The organism is Micromonospora sp. NPDC047074 (genome assembly GCF_040643815.1).
Taxonomy (GTDB): domain Bacteria; phylum Actinomycetota; class Actinomycetes; order Mycobacteriales; family Micromonosporaceae; genus Micromonospora.
In genome coordinates, this window is sequence record NZ_JBEYVB010000032.1 from 45,407 (window position 1) to 63,937 (window position 18,531).

Sequence of the window (18,531 nt, forward strand, 5' to 3'; positions counted from 1 at the left end):
GTTTACGCCTTTCGGCGTAAACCCCTTGATCAGTGACTTACCGGATCAGGCGCGAACCTTCTCCCGCATCTCGAAGGTCTCGATGATGTCGCCGACCTGGACGTTGTTGTAACCACCCAGGGTCAGACCACACTCGAAGCCCTCGCGCACCTCCGTGGCGTCGTCCTTGAACCGCTTGAGCGAGCTGATGGTGAGGTTGTCCGCCACCACCGACCCGTCCCGCAGCAGGCGCGCCTTGGCGTTGCGCCGGATGATGCCCGACCGGACGATGCAACCGGAGATGTTGCCGATCTTGGACGAGCGGAACACGTCGCGGATCTCCGCGGTGCCCAGCTCGGCCTCCTCGTACTCCGGCTTGAGCAGGCCCTTGAGCGCCGCCTCGATCTCCTCGATGGCCTGGTAGATCACGGTGTAGTACCGGATCTCCACGCCCTCGCGGTCGGCGATCTCGCGGACCTTGTTGGCGGCCCGCACGTTGAAGCCGATGATCGTGACCGCCTCGGACGAGGCGCTCGCGAGCATGACGTCGCTCTCGGTGATCGCACCCACGCCCCGGTGGATGATCCTGAGCTGGACCTCCTCGGGGATGTCGAGGTTGAACAGCGCGTCCTCGAGGGCCTCCACGGAACCGGAGACGTCGCCCTTGAGCACCAGGTTGAGCGAGGTCTTCTCGCCCTCCTTGAGCTGCTCCATGAGCGTCTCGAGGGTGGCCCGGCCGCGGGAGTTGGCGAAGGACGCCGCCCGCCGCCGCGCCTGCCGCTGCTCGGCGATCTGACGCACCGTGCGGTCGTCCGCCGCAGCGAGGAACGTGTCACCGGCACCCGGCACCGCGGTCAGGCCGAGGACCAGGACCGGACGCGCCGGACCCGCCTCGGCGACCTGGTTGCCGTTCTCGTCGAGCATCGCCCGGACCCGGCCGTGCGCCCCACCGGCGACGATGGAGTCGCCCGCCCGCAGGGTGCCCTTCTGCACCAGCACCGTCGCCACCGCACCGCGGCCCTTGTCCAGGTGCGCCTCGATGGCCACACCCTGCGCCGGCCCGTCGATCGGAGCGGTCAGCTCCAGCGACGCGTCGGCGGTCAGCAGGACCGCCTCGAGCAGCTCGTCGATGCCGATGCCCGGCTTGGCCGCCACGTTGACGAACATGGTGTCGCCGCCGTACTCCTCGGCGACCAGCCCGTACTCGGTCAGCTGCTGGCGGACCTTGTCCGGGTTGGCCTCCGGCTTGTCGACCTTGTTGACCGCCACCACGATCGGCACGTCGGCCGCCTTGGCGTGGTTCAACGCCTCGATCGTCTGCGGCATGACGCCGTCGTCGGCCGCGACCACCAGCACCACGATGTCGGTGACCTGGGCACCACGGGCACGCATGGCGGTGAACGCCTCGTGACCCGGGGTGTCGATGAAGGTCACCGCGCGGTCCACGCCCTCGTGCGGCACGTGCACCTGGTAGGCACCGATGTGCTGGGTGATGCCACCCGCCTCGCCGGCCACGACGTTCGCCTTGCGGATCGCGTCGAGCAGCTTGGTCTTACCGTGGTCGACGTGACCCATGACGGTCACGACCGGCGCACGGCTGACCAGGCGGTCCTCCGCGATCTCGGCGTCGAGGTCGATGTTGAACTGCGCGAGCAGCTCGCGGTCCTCGTCCTCCGGGCTGACGATCTGCACATCGAAGCCGAGGTGCTCACCCAGCAGCAGCAGGGTCTCGTCGGAGCAGGACTGGGTCGCGGTGACCATCTCGCCCAGGTTGAACATCTCCTGGACCAGCGAACCCGGGTTGGCGTTGATCCTGTCGGCGAAGTCCGACAGCGAGGCGCCACGGGAGAGCCGGACGACCTGACCCTGACCCCGGGGGGCACCCGAGCTCATGGTCGGGGCCGACAGGTTGTCGAACTCCTGTCTGCGCTGCTTCTTGGACTTGCGACCGCGGGTCGGCTTGCCGCCCGGACGCCCGAAGGCTCCCGCGGCGCCGCCGCCACGGCCACGACCACCGCCACCGGGACGACCGCCGCCACCGGCCGGCGCGCCCGGACGGAAGCCACCGCCGGGAGCACCGCCGCCGCCACCGGGACCGCCACGGTAGCCACCGCCACCGCCGCCGCCACCGGGACCGCCACGGAAGCCACCGCCACCGCCACCGCCACCGGGACCGCCACGGAAGCCACCGCCACCGCCACCGGGGCGACCCGCGCCACCGCCGCCGGGGCGACCCGCGCCACCGGGGCCGGGGCGACCGGTAGCGGGACGCTGGCTCGGCATGGAGGCCGGGCTCGGACGGGGCGGCATGGAAGCCGGGCTGGGACGCGGAGGCATGCCGGACGGGCTGGGCCGGGGCCCACCCGCACCGGCGGCCGGAGGCCGCTGCTGCTGTTGCTGGCTGCCCTGGATGCCGAACGGGTTGTTACCGGCGCCGCGCGCCGGCGGACGCCCGCCCGGACGACCACCCGGGCCCGGGGTCGGCGCGCCGGGACGACCGGCGGCCGGGGAACCGGGACGGGGCGGCATGGCACCCGGACCCGGTCGGGGACCGGGGCGGTTGCCACCGTCGGCCGGGGGCTCCCGGCGGACGTTCTCACGCTGCTGCTGCCGAGCGGCCTGGGCGGCCTTGACCGCGGCCTCCTGCTCGGCCTTCAGCGCGGCGGCACGCGCCTCCGCGGCCGCCACCTCGATGTCGTGGGCACTCGCCGGCTTGGCGACCGGGGCCGCTGGCTGCGGCGGACCGGGCACCGGGCCCTTCGGCTTCGGGCCGGGCACCGGCGCGGCCGGCCGCCGGGGCGGCATCGGCTTGGCCGAGATCCGGGGTCCGCCGGGGGCCGGCGAGGGCGTCGGGGTCGGGGTCGCCGCCGGGGCGGCCGCCGGTGGGGCGGCCGGCGCCGGGGATCCGGCGGAGGCGACGAACGCGTTACGCAGCCGCCGGGCGACGGGCGCCTCGACGGTGCTGGACGCGGACTTCACGAACTCGCCCATCTCCTTGAGCTTGGCGAGAACGGTCTTGCTTTCGACCCCGAGCTCTTTTGCAAGCTCGTGTACGCGGGCCTTACCTGCCACTGCACTCCTCACTCCGAGGTCGTGCGGGCAGCACCCGCAGCGACCTCACTCGTGCACTTGAAGCCTGGTCATTTCAGGGACTTCATCGTGTGCTCATGTCGGTCGTCCTACCTTGCTAGCGACCCTCGCCCGGTCGGGCTGACCGGGCGTAGTGGTTGGCGCATCGACGTGCTCCGCGAGCTCACCGTGGTCGGGGACCCCGGTGATGCGCAGCGCCCGCCCGAAGGCACGCCGCCGCACCGCTTGCGCGAAGCAGGCCGGATCCGGGTGCATGTTCGCTCCCCGACCCGGCAGCCTGCGGGCCGGATCGGGCCGAAGGCTGTGACCAGCCTCGTCACCGATCGCGACGATCCGCAGCAATTCGCTGGCCGGCGCACGTCGCCGGCAACCCACACAGGTGCGCTCCGGCAGCGCGCGTCGTACCACTGGAGAAAGTCTACCCCTAGGCGCCCGAGATCGCGCCGCCCGGCTCCGGGACGTGATCAGCTCCGCTCCGGCCGGTCGCACCCGCCTGCTCGGCGTCGGACCGGATGTCGATCCGCCAACCGGTCAGCCGGGCAGCAAGCCGGGCATTCTGCCCCTCCCGGCCGATGGCGAGCGAGAGCTGGAAGTCCGGAACGGTGACCCGGGCGGTGCGAGTGGCGAGATCGACCACCTCGACCCGCAGGGCCTTGGCCGGGGACAGGGCGTTGCCGACGAACGTCGCCGGATCGTCCGACCAGTCGATGATGTCGATCTTCTCGCCGTGCAGCTCGCTCATCACCGCGCGGACCCGCTGCCCCATCGGCCCGATGCAGGCCCCCTTGGGGTTGACGCCCTGGGTGGTGGAACGGACCGCGATCTTCGTACGGTGACCCGCCTCACGTGCGATCGCACCGATCTCGACCGTGCCGTCGGCGATCTCCGGCACCTCGAGCGCGAAGAGCTTCTTGACCAGCCCCGGGTGGGACCGGGACAGGGTGATCTGCGGCCCGCGCATCCCCTTGGCCACGTGCACCACCACGCAGCGGATCCGCTCGCCGTGCACGTAGCGCTCGCCCGGCACCTGCTCGGACTGCGGCAGGACGCCCTCCAGCTTGCCGAGGTCGACGCTGACGATGCCCTTCTCGGCCCGCGCCTCGTGCGCCTGCACCACGCCGGTGACCAGGTCGCCGTCGCGGCCGACGTACTCGCCGAAGTGCACCTCGTCGGTGGCCTCGCGCAGCCGCTGGAGGATCACCTGCTTGGCGGTCATGGCGGCGATCCGCCCGAAGTCGTGCGGGGTGTCGTCCCACTCCCGCACCACGGTGCCGTCGTCGCCCAGCTCCTGCGCGTAGACCAGGGCCGCGCCGGACTTGCGGTCGATCTCCACCCGGGCGTGCGGCTCCGCCCCGTCGGTGTGCCGGTAGGCGGTCAGCAGCGCGGTCTCGATCGCCGCGAGGATCGTGTCGAACGGGATCTCCCGCTCGCGCTCGAGTGCGCGCAGCGCCGCGAGGTCGATGTTCACCTCTCCTCGTCCTCCACATCATCTTCGTCGTCGAAGTCGTCGGTGTCGTCCATGTCGTCGGGTTCGTCCGTCTCCTCGATCTCGTCGAGACGGTGGAACTCGACCTGCACCCGGCCGGGGCCGAGCTCCGCGTAGGTCCAGGTGGCACGGCCGGTGTCGGTCTCCAGCACCACGCGTTCGGCGTCGGCCTCGACCACCCGGCCGGTGACCTGCCGGTCGCCGGTGGGCTGCGCGGCACCCTGCCCGGGCGGGGCGCCCGCGCCGCGCGCGGTCACCTTGACCAGCCGGCCGATGTTGCGTCGCCAGTGCCGGGGCAGGGTGAGCGGCCGGTCCACGCCGGGGGAACTGACCTCCAGCTGGTACTCCCCCGCGACGAGGTCGCCCCCGGCCTCCTCGGCCGCGTCGAGGGCGGCGGAGACGGCCCGGGAGACCTCGGCGACGGCGTCCAGGTTGATCCCGCCGTCGGCGTCCACGATCACCCGCACCACGTGCCGCCGGCCGGCCCGGGAGACGGAGAGGTCCTCCAGGTCGTAGCCGGCACCGGCCACCACCGGCCCGATGACCTCACGCAGCCGGGCCCGCCGGGCGGCCAGGTCACCACGGGGCCCGCCGGCGCGTTCCCCGCCCCGGGGGGCGTCGGCACGCCCGGCTCTTCCCGCCGGCCCCGTCGACCTCGTGGCACGGCCACGCTGCGTCATCTCCGCACCCTCCTGCTGATCGACGGCACCCGGTCGGCCGCCACGCCGGCACGCCACCGGAGCTGACGCGCCGGTGGCTGCGCAGAGCGTAACGCGCGTGTCGGCCGCCGGGCCGGGCGGCGCACCGACGCCGGTGGCCCACGTACGGCCGGTGATGGTGTTGACTTGTCCGGTGGCGACGGGCCGAACGACACAACGTGGGGAAACAACCGGGCATTCCCGGCGAAACGTGCTGCGCGCCGGGGCACTCCTGGCGCTCGGCGGCGCGTCGGTGCCGCTGACCGGCTGCGGCCTGTTCGACCGCGACGACGGCCCCGCCCCCGAGTCCGACCCGCTCACGCCACTGCTCGACGAGTCGCTCCAGCTCGCCGCCGGGCACCGGGACGCCGCCGCCGCGCACCCCGCCCTCGCCGACCTGCTCACCCCGATCGCCGAGGCGCACCAGGCACACGCGGCCGAACTCGCCCGGGTCATCGGCGTACCGCCGCCGTCGGCGTCCGCCCCGGCCACCGCCGCGCCGGGCGGGGACCCGGCGGCGACGCGGGCCGCGCTGCGCGAGCGCGAGCGGGGCGCCCGGGAGACCGCGACCAGGGCCTGCGCGGCGGCACCGGCGGAGCGGGCCGCGCTGCTCGCCTCGATCGTCGCCGCCCGGGCCACCCACGTGGAGGCGCTCAAGTGACCACACCCACACCGTCCGGGTCGACCGGTGCGCTCGGCGCGGCGCTCACCGCCGAGTACGCCGCCATCTGGGCCTACGGGCCCATCGGGGTACGCCTCACCGGCGCGGCCCGCACCGCCGCGAGGGAGGCGGAGGCCGCCCACCGGCGCCGCCGCGACGACCTGATCGTGCAGTTGAGCGCGGGTGGCGGCAGCGTCCCGCCCGACCGGGCCGGCTACGCGCTGCCGTTCCCCGTCACCGACAAGGCGAGCGCGCTGCGGCTGGCCGTCGAGGTGGAGGAGCGCACGGCCGCGTTCTGGCGGGCGGTGGTGCCCGCCGCCACCGGCGCCGACCGGGACAGGGCGCTGGCCGCCCTGGTCGAGTACGCCCTGCGGGCCACCCGCTGGCGGCGGACGGCCGGAATCACCCCGCTGACGGTGCCGTTCCCGGGCCGCCCCGCCTGACCGGTCCACCCGCTCCGGTTGCAGGTCGCATACCAGGTATGCATACTCCGTTGCCATGTCCATCCGTCACGGGCTGCTCGCCCTGCTCGAACGCGGCGAGATGTACGGCTACCAGCTGCGCGCCGCGTTCGAGGAGTCGACCGGCTCGACCTGGCCGCTGAACATCGGGCAGGTCTACACCACCCTGTCCCGCCTGGAGCGGGACGGGTTGGTCCGGTCGCTGCCCGAGAGCGAGGCCGGGCAGCGCCCGTACGAGATCACCGACGCCGGGCGGGCGGACCTGGCCCTGTGGTTCGTCACCCCGATCAGCCGCTCCGACCGGCCCCGCGACGAGCTGGCCATCAAGCTGGCCCTCGCGCTGACCACCCCGGGGGTCGACGTGCGATCGGTGGTGCAGACCCAGCGCAGCGCGACCATGCGGACGTTGCAGGAGTTGACCCGCCTGAAGTACGCCAGCGACCGCCCGGAGGACCTGCCGTGGCGCCTCGTGCTGGACGCCATGCTCTTCCAGGCCGAGGCCGAGGTGCGCTGGCTGGACCACTGCGAGAGCAGCCTCGTGCGCTACCGTCCGGCGGGGTCCGCCCCAACCCCGACGACGCCTGCCGGGGCGGTGGACGGGGCCGACGAGGAGGCGCGACGGTGAACACCGGGAACGGGCCGACGGGCGGGGGCCCGACCACGCCGGTGCTCGACGTGCGTAACGCGCACCGCACCCACGGCACGGGCCCGGCGAGCGTGCACGCGCTGCGCGGGGTGAGCCTCACCGTCCGGCCGGGGGAACTCGTCGCCGTGATGGGGCCGTCCGGCTCGGGGAAGTCGACCCTGCTCGCCCTTGCCGGCGGGCTGGACGGCCCGACCGCGGGCGAGGTGTACGTCGAGGGGCAGCCGCTCGGCGCCCTGGACCGGCGCCGGCTGGCCCAGCTGCGGCGCCGCCGGATCGGCTACGTCTTCCAGGACCTCAACCTGCTCGGCAGCCTCAGCGCGGTGGAGAACGTCGCCCTGCCCCTCGAACTCGACGGCACCGGCGTGCGGCGGGCCCGCCGGCTGGCGCTGGACGCGCTGGCCGAGGTGGGCCTGCCCGAGTTGGGCGACCGGTTCCCCGACCAGCTCTCCGGCGGGCAGCAGCAGCGGGTGGCGATCGCCCGCGCGCTGGTCGGCGACCGCCGGCTGGTGCTCGCCGACGAACCGACCGGGGCGCTGGACTCGCAGACCGGTGAGGCGGTGCTGCGCCTGCTGCGCCGGCGGGTCGACGCGGGGGCCGCCGCCGTGCTGGTCACCCACGAGGCGCGGCACGCCGCCTGGGCCGACCGGGTGGTCTTCCTCCGCGACGGGGTGCTGGTCGACTCGACGGCCCCGCTGAGCGGCGTGGAGCAGTTGCTGAGCGGCAGCGGTCGGTGAGCGCCCGCCGGGGCGGCCGGCTCGCCGGGGCGGCCGGATCCTGGTGGGCCGCGCTGCGGATCGCCCGGCGGGAGGCCCAGCGGGCGCGGGGGCGTACGGCGCTGGTGCTGGCGATGATCACGCTGCCGGTGCTGGTGCTGACCTTCACCGCGGTGAGCTGGGACATGTCCGAGCTGACCCGGGCCGAGCGGATCGACCGCCAGCTCGGGACCGCCGACCTGGAGCTGTCCCGGGTGACAGCGCAGCCGATCGTGCAGAGCGCCTGGGGCGAAAGCTGGAACACCGACGGGCAGGATCCACACCCGGTCGGGACGGTCACCGCCGAACAGGTGAGCGCCCTGCTGCCGGCGGGCAGCCGGGCGGTACCACTGCGCCGGTGGGTGCCGTTCGACGCCCGGGTGGGCGAGCGGGTCGACGACTCCGTCACGGCGCGGGCCGTGGACCTCGCGGACCCGCTCGGTCGGGGGCTGGCCCGGTTCCGCTCCGGCCGGGCGCCCGCCGGTTCGGACGAGATCGCGGTCAGCCCGGCGGCGCTGCGCCGCCTCGACGTCCGCCCCGGCGGCACCGTCACCTCCGGCGACGGCACCCGCTCCTGGCGGGTGGTCGGGGTGGTCGAGTACCCCGACCACCTCGGCCCGGTGGTGACGCTGCACCCGGCGGCGGACCGGGTGGCGACCGAGCCGCACGTGAGCTGGCTGGTCGACCTGCCCGGTGCCGTCGACGAGGAGTTGTTCCGCCGGCTCAACGACCACGGCTTCCTGGTCCACGCCCGCACCCCGGCCCCGGCGTCGGAGGTCGTCGCGTACCCCCACGACCGGCTCTCCGGCGTGGACGTGGAGGGGATGAGCGTCTCGGTGCTCGTCGGCGGGCTGGTGCTGCTGGAGGTGGTGCTGCTCGTCGGGCCGGCCTTCGCGGTCGGCGTACGGCGGCGGCGCCGGGATCTCGCACTGGTCGCGGTGGCCGGCGGGGACGACGCCCACCTGCGCCGGATCGTGCTGGCCGACGGCCTGGTGCTGGGCGCCCTCGGGGCGGTCGTCGGGGTCGCACTCGGCGTCGCCGCCGCGTTCGCCGGCCGGCCGCTGGTGGAGGAGCACCTCTACGGCGCACGCTTCGGCGGGTACCGCTGCTTCCCGGCGGCCCTGGCGGCGATCGCGGCCGTCGCGGTGCTGGCCGGGGTGCTGGCCGCGCTGGCCCCGGCCTGGACGGCAGCCCGGCAGGACGTGGTGGCGGGGCTGGCCGGCCGGCGCACCCCGCCGGCGCACCGGCGGCGCTGGCTGCACGCGGGCGTGCCACTTGTCGCCGGCGGCACCGCGGTGGCCGCGTTCGGGGCCGCCCGGACGTCGCCGGCCGTGATCCTGGCCGGCCTGGTCCTCGGCGAGCTGGGACTGGTCTTCGCCACCCCGACGCTGGTCGGCCTGCTCGCCCGGCTGGGCCGGTCCCTGCCGTTGGCCCCCCGCATCGCGCTGCGCGACGCCAGCCGCAACCGGTCCTCGACCGCCCCGGCGATCTCCGCCGTGATGGCGGCGGTCGCCAGCAGCGTCGCCATCGGGGTGTACCTGGCCAGTGACGAGGCCCGGACGGCGGCGAAGTACGAGCCGGCCCTGCCGGCCGGCACCGTGCTGGTCACCCGGTCCGGCCCCGACGGCCCGCCGCCCCTGGACCGGGTCGCCGAGGCGGCCCGCGCCCATCTGGGGGCCCGCGCGGTGGCGCCACTGGTCGGGGCCGTGTGCGGCACCGACACCGAGGCCTGCCCGGTCTCTCCGGTGCTGCCCCACGAGCGCGCCTGCCCGTGGGCCCCGGGTGACCGGCTGAGCGACTCGGAGCAGCGCCGGGCCCGCGCGGACCCTCGCTGCCGCAGCGGACCGGAGGACCACTTCGGCGCGTACTTCCAGGTGGTGGTGGACGAGGGAGCGGCGCTGCCGGTGCTCACCGGGGCGGCCCCCGCCGACGTCGCCGCCGCGATCGCGGTGCTACGGGCCGGCGGCGTGGTGGTGACCGACGCGCGCTACGTGCGGGACGGTCGGGTCGACATCGTGGTGCACCGCCCCGGGCAGGCCCGGCCCGACCCCACCGTCACGACCGTCGCCGGGCACCCGCTCTCCACCGGGCTGGACGCGAACCGGCTGCTGCTGTCCCGGGCGGCCGCCGACCGGCTCGGGCTGACCGCCCGCCCGGTCGGCTGGGCGATCGCCGCCGACGGGGCGCCCGACCAGCGCCAGCAGGACCGGTTCGGCACCGCCGTACGCCCGCTCGGCGCGCAGGTGGAGATCGAACGGGGCGACCCGGCGGGCCCCGGGCGGCCGGTGCTGTTGCTGTTGGCCGCCGCGGCCGGGGTGATCACCGTGGGCGCTGCCGGCATCGCCACCGGGCTGGCCGCGGCCGAGGGACGGGCGGACCTCTCCACGCTGGCGGCGGTCGGCGCCGGCCCGGGGCTGCGCCGGCTGCTCTCGCTCTGCCGGTCGGGGGTGATCGCCGTGCTGGGCTCGGTGCTCGGCATCGTCGCCGGCCTCGGCTCCGCGGTGGTCATCCTGACCGCACTCAACCGCCGGTACGCCGGGCTGTGGCCGGTCGTCGAGCCGTACCCGCTGGTGGTCCCGTGGAGCACGCTCGGCGTGCTGGTGGTGGTGCCGCTGGTGGCGATGCTCGGCGCCGGCCTGTTCACCCGGTCCCGGCTACCGATCGAACGACGTCTCGACTGACCGGCCGGGAACCGGCACACTGGTGCCGTGCCCGTACTGGGAGCCCTCACCCGCCGGGTCGGCCACCACCGTTGGTTCGGCGCCGCCGTCCGCCTGCTCGTCCCCGCCGACCGGTTGGTCGGGCGGCTCACCCGGGGACGGGTGGTCGCGCTCGGGCTCATCCCGTCCCTGGTCATCACCACCACGGGCCGCCGTTCCGGCAAGCCCCGCAGCAACCCGCTGCTCTACGTGCCCGACGGCGACGCGTACGTGGTGGTCGGCTCGAACTTCGGCCAGACCCACCAGCCCGGCTGGGCGATGAACCTGCGCGCCGATCCCGCCGCCGAGGTGGCCGTCAAGGGCCGCCGCGTCCCGGTGCGCGCCCAGGTCGCCACCGGAGCCGAACGGGACCGGCTGTGGGCGCTGCTGGTCACCGAGTGGCCCGCCTACCGGGCGTACGCCGAACGGGCCGGCGGGCGGGAGATCCTCGTCTTCCGGCTGGTGCCCACCGGGCGCGGCGGGCCGGGCGGGCCGACCGCCCGCGACTAGTCTGGTGCGGTGACCGGCGCCGACGGCGAGCTGCACCCGGACGATCCACGGTGGCTGGACGATCCACGCTGGGCGGTCGCCGGGCGGGTCGCCGACGCCGTCCGCCGCCGGTTCCCGGCCGACACGCTCGCCGTCGCGGTGCACGGCCCGCTGGCCCACGGCGACGACGACGGCGGCGGGGACGGCGAGGTCGGCCTGCTGGTGGTGACCTACCGGCCCGGCGGCGGACCGCCCCCGGCCACCCGGCGGGTCGACGGCGTGCTGGTCGACCTGACCGTGGCCGGCGCGGACGACTACCTCCGGCAGGCCCGGGTGATCTCCCCGCTCTGGCCGCTGACCGCCGACCGGTACGTCAGCACCCGCGCGCTGTACGACCCGACCGACTGGCTGCGCACGCTCCGCGACGAACACCTGGGCCGGCTGGCCCGGGCCCGGCCGGCCGAGTTCAGCACGGCGGCCCGGCGGGCCTGGTACCGGGGCAGCGCGGCACACGCCCGGGCCGCCCGGCTGGCCGAGTGGTACGAGACCGACCAGGCGCTGCTGATGCTCGGCGAGGCACGGCTGGCGGCGGCCACGGTGAACGGCCTGCTCAGCCGCACCTACTTCCGCGACCCCGGGGACGCGGTGCGGCGCACCGGCCTGGCGGGCGCGGACATGACCGAGGTGGGTGCCGTCCTGGCCCGCCAGGCGGACGAGTTGGCGGCCCGGGGGCGCTCCGTCGACGGCACGGTCGACGACCTGCTCGACGGCTGACCGCCCCGCGCCGGACGGCGCCCCGCCAACCGCCGGCCCGCCCGCCGGACGCCGGGCGGGCCGGCGCGGGAAGGTCAGCCGAGCCCACCCTGGACGCCGATGAGGGCGCCGACGAGATAGGTGGCACCGGCCGCCGCCGCGCCCAGCAGGAGCTGGCGCAGGCCGCCGGACCACCAGGACCGGGCGGTGAAGCGGGCGACCACCGCCCCGGCGACGAACAACCCGAGACCGCCGACGGCGAGCGCCAGCCACAGGCTCGTCGAGCCGAACAGGTAGCTCAGCAGCGGCACCAGCGCCCCGACCGAGAAGAACAGGAACGACGAGATCGCCGCCGCCCACGGGCTGGGCTGGTCGTCCGGGTCGACGCCGAGTTCCTCCCGGACGTGCACCCGCAGCGCCTCCTCCGGGTTGCGGCGGACGGCCTGGGCGACCTCCATGGCGAGATCGGGGGCCAGCCCCCGGGCGACCCACGCCGCAGCCAGTTCGCGGGCCTCGGCCTCCGGGTGCCGCTCCAGCTCGCGGCGCTCCTTGGCCACCTCGGCGGCGACCTGCTCGTTGGCCGAACGGACGCTGGTGTACTCCCCGAGCCCCATCGAGATGGCGCCGGCCACCAGCCCGGCCACGCCGGTGAGCACGACGCTGCGGGGCGACACCCCGCCGCCGCCCACGCCGGCGATCAGGGCGATGTTCGTGACCAGGCCGTCCATCGCGCCGAAGACGGCGGGGCGCAGCCAACCGCCGGAGACGTCCGCGTGGTGCGCCTCCCGCAGCGCCGCCGGGGTCTCGGTCACGGCAGGGTGAGGATCTCGTGGCCGGCCTCGGTCACCACGATGGTGTGCTCGAACTGGGCCGTCCACCTGCGGTCCTTGGTGACCACGGTCCAACCGTCGTCCCACATGTCGTACTGGTGGGTGCCGAGAGTGATCATCGGCTCGATGGTGAACGTCATCCCCGGCTCCATCACGTCCGTGGGGTGCGGGCTGTCGTAGTGCGGCACGTAGAGCCCGCTGTGGAACGCCTCGCCGATGCCGTGGCCCGTGAAGTCGCGTACGACGCCGTAGCCGAAGCGCTTCGCGTACGACTCGATGACCCGGCCGATCACGTTGATCTGGCGGCCCGGGGCGACCGCGCGGATGCCGCGCATCATCGCCTCGTGGGTCCGCTCGACCAGCAGCCGGGCCTCCTCGCTGACCTCGCCCACGCAGAAGGTGGCGTCCGTGTCGCCGTGCACCCCGTCGAGGTACGCGGTGACGTCGACGTTGATGATGTCGCCGTCGGCGAGCACCGTGGAGTCGGGGATGCCGTGGCAGATCACCTCGTTGAGGCTGGTGCAGCAGGACTTGGGGAAGCCCTTGTAGCCCAGCGTCGACGGGTAGGCGCCGTGGTCGCAGAGGAACTCGTGCACGACCCGGTCGATCTCGTCGGTGGTCACGCCGGGCTTGCAGTGCTCACCGGCGAGCTGGGTGGCCTGGGCGGCGAGTCGACCGGCGACCCGCATCTTCTCGATAATCTCCGGGGTCTGCACGTGCGAGCCGCGCCACTGGAGAGGACGCTTCTTGCCCACGTACTCCGGGCGGACGATGTGGGCGGGCACGGGCCGCGTCGGGGACAGCGTGCCTGGGGTCAGCGGCGCACGGACGGTCATGGCCCAAGCCTATCGCCGCGACCGGGGACGACCCCTGCCCCGCCCGCCGGGCGGGGTTGTTGCCGTGCCTGACGGGCTGTGCCATTGTGGCTGCGTGGATCAAGGGGGTGGCGCGGCTCCCGTCTTCTCCGCCAGCGCGGAGGTCGACGGTGACCACCTCCACGTCCTGGTCACCGGCGAGGTCGACATGTCCACCGCCGACATCATGCTCCAGACCGCGCTGGGGGAGCCGGCCGCGCGGCTGACGCTCGACCTCCGGGCGGTCACCTTCTTCGACTCGGCGGCGATCCACGCCGTGGTCCGGATGGCCCAGCACTTCCCCGACGCGCTCACCGTGCTGCCGTCGCGTCAGGTCTACCGGGTGCTGGACATCGCCGGCCTGGGCGACCAGGCCTGGCTCCGCCCGGCCTGAAGCCACCGACGCCACCCGGGCGCACACCGCCCGGCGTGCGCTCAGTCCGTCAGCCGCCGGCTCAGCGTCAGCTCGGTCCCCTCGGCGGTACGGTTCACCGACAGCTCCCCCAGCGCGGCGATCAGGGACAGCCCCCGCCCCCGGAAGCTCGTGCCGGTGGACTCCCGCCACTGGCCGCTGTCACGCACGGTGGCGACCACCGTGCGGTCCTCGATGACCACCTCGACCGTGATCGTCGGCTCGGTCGGCTCGACCGGGTGCTCGATGGCGTTGGCGGCCGCCTCCGACACGGCGACCGTCAGGTCGAACAGGTCCGTCTCGGTGACCCGGTGCGCGACCAGGAAGTCCTCCAGCCGCTTGCGCAGGACGCTGAGCCGGGTGGGGTCGGCCGGCAGCCGCAGCGCGAACCGGTTGAGTTCCGTCGCCGCCAGGGCGAGCACCGCGACGTCGTCGCGCAGGGGCCGGCCGGCGACCCGCTCCACGACGGCGTCGACCAGGTCGGTCACGTGCTCGCCGGGCCGGGCCGCGTCCTCCCGGAGGCGGGCCAGCGCGTCGTCGATGCCGAGCTGGCGGTCCTCGATCAGCCCGTCGGTGTAGAGCAGCAGCCGGCTGCCGGGGGGCAGCTCCCCCTCGACCGTCCGGTAGGTCGTGTCGGGGATCGCCCCGACCGGCGGCCCGAGCGCCCGGTCGTGCAGGAACGTCACGCTGTCTCCGCGGATCAGGAGGGGGGAAGGGTGACCGGCGCTGGCGTACCGCAACCGGCCGGTGCGAGGGCTGAACCGGAGGCACTCCACGGTCGCGAAGGAACGCTCCTCGGTCGTGCCGACGAGCCGGTTGAGCCGGCTCAGCGACTCCCCCGGATCGAAGCCCTCCAGGACGTACGCCCGCAGCGCGTTGCGCAGTTGGCCCATCGCCGCCGCCGCGCGCACGCCCTTGCCGACCACGTCGCCGATCGCCAGCACGAGTTCGTCGTCGCCGAGGGCGATGACGTCGTACCAGTCCCCGCCGACCTCCACCTCGCCGCTGCCGGGCAGGTAGCGGCCGGCCACCACGGCACCCGGCAACTGCGGCAGCGACCGGGGCAGCAGGCTGTGCTGGAGCGTCGTGGCGATGCGGTGCTCGGCCTCGTAGAGCTGGGCGTTCTCCAGCCGCACCCCGACCAGCCGGGCGAGCTGGGTGAGCGCGGCCTCGTCGCCGTGGGTCACGTCGCCGACGGGACGCCAGACCCGCAGCTCGCCGAGTTGCTCGCCGACGGTGCCGGTCAGCGGCAGCACGAGGGACGGTTCGGCGGGGGTCGAGCCGCCACCGTCGGCCTCGAACCGCGCCCCGGCGGCCGAGACCACCACCCGGGCCGCCTCCGCCAGGCTCAGGGCGTGCCGCGCGGCGACCTGGAGCACCTCGGCCGTGGACCGGGCGGTGTTGACCGCGACCGCCGCGTCGGCCAGGGCCCGCAGCCCCCGGATGATCTGACCGCGGAGCTGACCCAGCTCGACGTTGGCCCGGACCCGGGCGATCAGCTCCTGGCCGGAGAAGGGCTTGGTGAGGTAGTCGTCGGCGCCCACCTCGAGCCCGGCGACCGCCTCGGCCGAGCCGGCCCGGGCGGAGAGCAGCACGATCGGCACGTGCCGGGTACGCGGGTCCGCGCGCAGGGCGGCGACCAGCCCGAAACCGTCCAGCCGGGGCATCATCACGTCGGTCAGCACCAGGTCGAACGAGCCGTCGAGGGCCAGCCGCAGCGCCTCCACGCCGTCGGTGACGGCCACCACCTGCCACGACGGGGCGAGCAGTCGACTGACGTGTTCCCGCAGGTCGGCGTTGTCGTCGGCGACCAGGATCCGGCCGCCGGCACCGCTGCCCCGGGCCGGTCCGTGCCCCTCGCCCGGTCCGGTCCGGTCGGTGGTGGTGGCGGTGGTCCAGTACGTCGCCTCCTCGACGTAGAGGTCCGCCTGGGCCAGCTCGACCGACGCCGGGGGGCCGGTGTCGGCGACCCGGTCGGCCGGCAGGTGCCCGGTGCCGAACGGGACGGTCACCGTGAAGGTGCTGCCCTCGTCGACGCGGCTGCGCACGGTCACCTCGCCGCCGTGCATCTCGACCAGCTCACGGACCAGCGCCAGCCCGATGCCGGTGCCCTCGTGGCTGCGTGAACGCACCCCCGGCACCCGGTGGAAACGCTCGAAGACGTGCGGCAGCTCCTCCGGCACGATGCCGACGCCGGTGTCGGTGACCTCCAGCCGGGCGGACCCGTCGACCGCGCGGATCCGCAGCCGGATCTCGCCGTCGAAGGTGAACTTCACCGCGTTGGAGAGCAGGTTGAGCACGACCTTCTCCCACATGTCCCGGTCCACGAAGACCGGCGCGGGCAACGGCGGGCAGTCCACCACCAGGCGCAGCCCGGACCGCTGGGTGGCCGAGCGGAAGGTGCTGGCCAGCCGGGCGGTGTAGTCGGCGAGGTCGGTGGGCTGGTAGCGGGCGGACAGCCGCCCGGACTCCAGCCGGGAGAAGTCGAGCACCGTGTTGACCAGCTTGAGCAGCCGCCGCGCGTTGCGGTGCATGGTGGTGAGCCGGTCGGTGTACGCCACGGGCAGCGCCGGGTCGGCCAGCAGATCCTCCAGCGGGCCGAGCACCAGGGTCAGCGGGGTGCGGAACTCGTGGCTGACGTTGGCGAAGAAGTTGGTCTTGGCGAGGTCCAGTGCGGCCAGCTCGGCGGCGCGGGCGCGTTCCTGCTCGTACGCCTGCTGCCGGCCGACCGCCCGGGAGACCTGCGCGGCGACGAGGTCGAGGAAGTCCCGGTACTCGTCGGTGTACAGCTGCCGGCGCGCGACGCCGAGCGTCAGCGTGCCGACGGTCTCGTTCCCGGCGGTGACCGGGAGCACCAGCGCCTGCTCGGCCGCCTCGGCCAGGACCGGATCGGCCGGGGACGGTTCGGCCGGGGACGGTTCGGCCGGGGACGGTTCGGCCGCGTCGGCCGCGTCTGCGGCGAGCAGGTCGGACACCGCGATCTGGGCGGGGGCGCCGGTGGCGGCGACGTCGCCGAGCCGCGCCGGCATGGGCGTGGCGACCGCCCGGGGGTCGAGGCCGCTGCACCCGGTCAACACCAGGTCGCCCGCGGCGTCGGGCAGGTGCACCAGCGCGAAGGGCACGTCCGACCGGTACCGGTCGAGCACGGTGGCGACGGCACGGCCGAGCTCGGCCCGGCGGTCCACCTCCGCCAACGTGGTGCCCAGCTCCGCCAGCAGCCGCAGCCGGCGCTCCCCGACCACCCGCCCGGTGGTCTCGTTGACGATGCAGTAGATGCCCTCGACGCTGCCGTCGACGCCCAGGACCGGGTCGTAGGAGATGTCGAAGTAGGTCTCCTCCAGGAAGCCGTGCCGGTCGAGCGGGAACGGATGGTCCTCCGCCCGGTACGACCGCCCCTCGCGCCGGACGCGATCGAGCAGCGGCCCGAGCACGCTCCAGGTCTCTGCCCAGTACTCGCGGGCCGGCCGGCCCAGCACGTCCGGATGCTTGGCCCCGATCGTGGGACGGTAGGCGTCGTTGTAGAAGGCGAGCAGCTCGTCGCCCCAGAACATGACGATCTGGGCGCTGGAGGCGAGCATCATGCCGACAGCCGAACAGAGGGCCGGCGGCCAGCGGTCGGGTGTGCCGAGCGGGTGCGCGGACCAGTCGTGGCGGCGCATCAGCCCGCCCATCTCACCGCCACCGGCGAAGGCGGCGGCCAGCAACGGGGGGAACTCCGCGCCCCGGCCCCCCTCGGACGGGCAGTCCCCGTCCACGCCCCCCTGGGCCGAGCCCATAGTGCCTCCCGCTCCGGCCATTCATCGCCTCGGCCCGATGATCCAACCGGCCGTGCCCCGATTGGTACCCCGCCGGGCCGGCAACGTAACGCGTACGTCCCGACGGACGCTGGTTACGTGACGTCGGCCGCACCGGGCAGGCCGGCGGCCCCGGTGACCCCACTCAACAGCAGGTCACAGCGGCGTGACGTACGCGCCGGTGATGCCGCCGTCCACGACGAACTGCGCGGCCGTCATGAAGGACGAGTCGTCGCTCGCCAGGAACGCCACCGCGGCGGCGATCTCCTCCGGTTTCCCGAACCGCCCCATCGGCACGTGCACCAGCCGGCGGGCGGCCCGCTCCGGGTCGGCGGCGAAGAGTTCCAGCAGCAGCGGGGTGGCGACCGGGCCGGGGCAGAGCGCGTTGACCCGGACACCCTCCCGGGCGAACTGCACGCCCAGCTCCCGGGTCATCGCCAGCACCCCGCCCTTGCTCGCCGTGTACGCGATCTGCGAGGTGGCCGCCCCCATCAGGGCCACGAACGAGGCCGTGTTGATGATCGAACCCCGGCCCTGCCGGCGCATGTGCGGGATGACGTACTTGCAGCAGAGGTAGACGCTCGTGGTGTTGACCCGCAACACCCGCTCCCAGGCGTCCAGGCCGGTGGTCAGGATCGAGTCGTCCTCCGGCGGAGAGATGCCGGCGTTGTTGAACGCCACGTCGATGCGCCCGTGCCGCTCGGCCACCCCGTCGAAGAGGTCCCGTACGGCCGCCTCGTCGGCGACGTCCGTGGCGACGAACTCACCCCCGACCTCCTCGGCGGCCCGGCTGCCGGCCTCCGGGTCGATGTCCACGCAGACCACCCGGGCCCCCTCGGCGGCGAACCGCCGCACGGTGGCCAGGCCGATCCCGCTGCCCGCCCCGGTGACCACCGTCACCCGATCCTGAAGACGACCACTCACCTG

Annotated in this window: 16 protein-coding genes; 8 read left to right on the top strand and 8 right to left on the bottom strand. The window is 74.7% G+C overall.

The window, feature by feature from the left end; genetic code table 11:
• Positions 1-45 precede the first annotated feature (45 nt).
• The 4 genes from infB to rimP all read right to left on the bottom strand — a co-directional run bounded on the left by infB (position 46) and on the right by rimP (position 5,235).
• Complete coding sequence (gene infB / locus ABZ809_RS26705; RefSeq protein WP_357565346.1) at positions 46-3,063, bottom strand: translation initiation factor IF-2; 3,018 nt, start codon at positions 3,061-3,063, stop codon at positions 46-48.
• 81 nt (positions 3,064-3,144) lie between these two features.
• A complete protein-coding gene (locus ABZ809_RS26710) occupies positions 3,145-3,477 on the bottom strand; it encodes a YlxR family protein (RefSeq protein WP_357565347.1) in 333 nt (110 codons plus the stop codon).
• A 16-nt stretch (positions 3,478-3,493) separates the two neighbouring features.
• On the bottom strand, positions 3,494-4,537 hold the full coding sequence (gene nusA / locus ABZ809_RS26715; protein ID WP_357565348.1) for a transcription termination factor NusA: 1,044 nt from the start codon (positions 4,535-4,537) through the stop codon (positions 3,494-3,496).
• Complete coding sequence (rimP, locus tag ABZ809_RS26720) at positions 4,534-5,235, bottom strand: ribosome maturation factor RimP (protein ID WP_357565349.1); 702 nt, start codon at positions 5,233-5,235, stop codon at positions 4,534-4,536. Before rimP ends, nusA begins: the two co-directional genes overlap by 4 nt.
• Positions 5,236-5,464: 229 nt before the next feature.
• Here rimP and ABZ809_RS26725 point away from each other — a divergent pair, with 229 nt between their 5' ends.
• Genes ABZ809_RS26725 through ABZ809_RS26755 form a run of 7 tightly spaced genes read left to right on the top strand, consistent with a single transcriptional unit; the run spans position 5,465 to position 11,735 of the window.
• Positions 5,465-5,914 carry a hypothetical protein gene (locus ABZ809_RS26725; protein WP_357565350.1) on the top strand — a complete coding sequence of 150 codons (450 nt, stop codon included), beginning with the start codon at positions 5,465-5,467 and terminating at the stop codon, positions 5,912-5,914.
• Positions 5,911-6,357 (top strand): ferritin-like domain-containing protein, encoded by a 447-nt coding sequence (locus ABZ809_RS26730; RefSeq protein ID WP_357565351.1) that lies wholly within the window; start codon positions 5,911-5,913, stop codon positions 6,355-6,357. Before ABZ809_RS26725 ends, ABZ809_RS26730 begins: the two co-directional genes overlap by 4 nt.
• A gap of 55 nt (positions 6,358-6,412) precedes the next feature.
• Positions 6,413-7,000, top strand: coding sequence for a PadR family transcriptional regulator (locus tag ABZ809_RS26735; protein WP_357565352.1), 588 nt, complete (start codon positions 6,413-6,415; stop codon positions 6,998-7,000).
• Positions 7,001-7,041: 41 nt separating this feature from the next.
• Positions 7,042-7,755, top strand: a complete 714-nt coding sequence (locus ABZ809_RS26740) for an ABC transporter ATP-binding protein (protein ID WP_357565376.1) — start codon at positions 7,042-7,044, stop codon at positions 7,753-7,755.
• Positions 7,752-10,454, top strand: coding sequence for an FtsX-like permease family protein (locus tag ABZ809_RS26745; RefSeq protein ID WP_357565353.1), 2,703 nt, complete (start codon positions 7,752-7,754; stop codon positions 10,452-10,454). The genes ABZ809_RS26740 and ABZ809_RS26745 overlap by 4 nt, the downstream gene beginning before the upstream one ends.
• A 27-nt stretch (positions 10,455-10,481) precedes the next feature.
• On the top strand, positions 10,482-10,982 hold the full coding sequence (locus ABZ809_RS26750) for a nitroreductase/quinone reductase family protein (RefSeq protein ID WP_357565354.1): 501 nt from the start codon (positions 10,482-10,484) through the stop codon (positions 10,980-10,982).
• Positions 10,983-10,991: 9 nt separating this feature from the next.
• Entirely contained in the window at positions 10,992-11,735 is a 744-nt protein-coding gene (locus ABZ809_RS26755; RefSeq protein WP_357565355.1) for a nucleotidyltransferase domain-containing protein, read from the top strand.
• A gap of 74 nt (positions 11,736-11,809) precedes the next feature.
• Here the strand turns inward: ABZ809_RS26755 and ABZ809_RS26760 are convergent, their stop codons facing one another.
• Positions 11,810-12,526, bottom strand: coding sequence for a VIT1/CCC1 transporter family protein (locus ABZ809_RS26760; RefSeq protein ID WP_357565356.1), 717 nt, complete (start codon positions 12,524-12,526; stop codon positions 11,810-11,812).
• Entirely contained in the window at positions 12,523-13,380 is an 858-nt protein-coding gene (map, locus tag ABZ809_RS26765) for a type I methionyl aminopeptidase (RefSeq protein WP_357565357.1), read from the bottom strand. The genes ABZ809_RS26760 and map overlap by 4 nt, the downstream gene beginning before the upstream one ends.
• Positions 13,381-13,474: 94 nt before the next feature.
• On the opposite strand from map, the gene ABZ809_RS26770 reads away from it, so the two are divergent.
• Positions 13,475-13,792 (top strand): STAS domain-containing protein, encoded by a 318-nt coding sequence (locus ABZ809_RS26770; protein ID WP_357565358.1) that lies wholly within the window; start codon positions 13,475-13,477, stop codon positions 13,790-13,792.
• A gap of 41 nt (positions 13,793-13,833) precedes the next feature.
• Here the strand turns inward: ABZ809_RS26770 and ABZ809_RS26775 are convergent, their stop codons facing one another.
• Together ABZ809_RS26775 and ABZ809_RS26780 are read right to left on the bottom strand one after the other, a co-directional pair.
• Positions 13,834-17,586 carry a SpoIIE family protein phosphatase gene (locus tag ABZ809_RS26775; RefSeq protein ID WP_357565359.1) on the bottom strand — a complete coding sequence of 1,251 codons (3,753 nt, stop codon included), beginning with the start codon at positions 17,584-17,586 and terminating at the stop codon, positions 13,834-13,836.
• Between the two features lie 174 nt (positions 17,587-17,760).
• Positions 17,761-18,528, bottom strand: a complete 768-nt coding sequence (locus ABZ809_RS26780; RefSeq protein WP_357565360.1) for a 3-oxoacyl-ACP reductase — start codon at positions 18,526-18,528, stop codon at positions 17,761-17,763.
• Between the last annotated feature and the right edge of the window lie 3 nt (positions 18,529-18,531).

Bases quoted from the DNA above. Each gene is read 5' to 3' on its own strand.
- rimP (WP_357565349.1), bottom strand. From the start codon at position 5,235: ATGACGCAGCGTGGCCGTGCCACGAGGTCGACGGGGCCGGCGGGAAGA.
- ABZ809_RS26735 (WP_357565352.1), top strand. From the start codon at position 6,413: ATGTCCATCCGTCACGGGCTGCTCGCCCTGCTCGAACGCGGCGAGATG.
- map (WP_357565357.1), bottom strand. From the start codon at position 13,380: ATGACCGTCCGTGCGCCGCTGACCCCAGGCACGCTGTCCCCGACGCGG.
- ABZ809_RS26775 (WP_357565359.1), bottom strand. From the start codon at position 17,586: ATGGGCTCGGCCCAGGGGGGCGTGGACGGGGACTGCCCGTCCGAGGGG.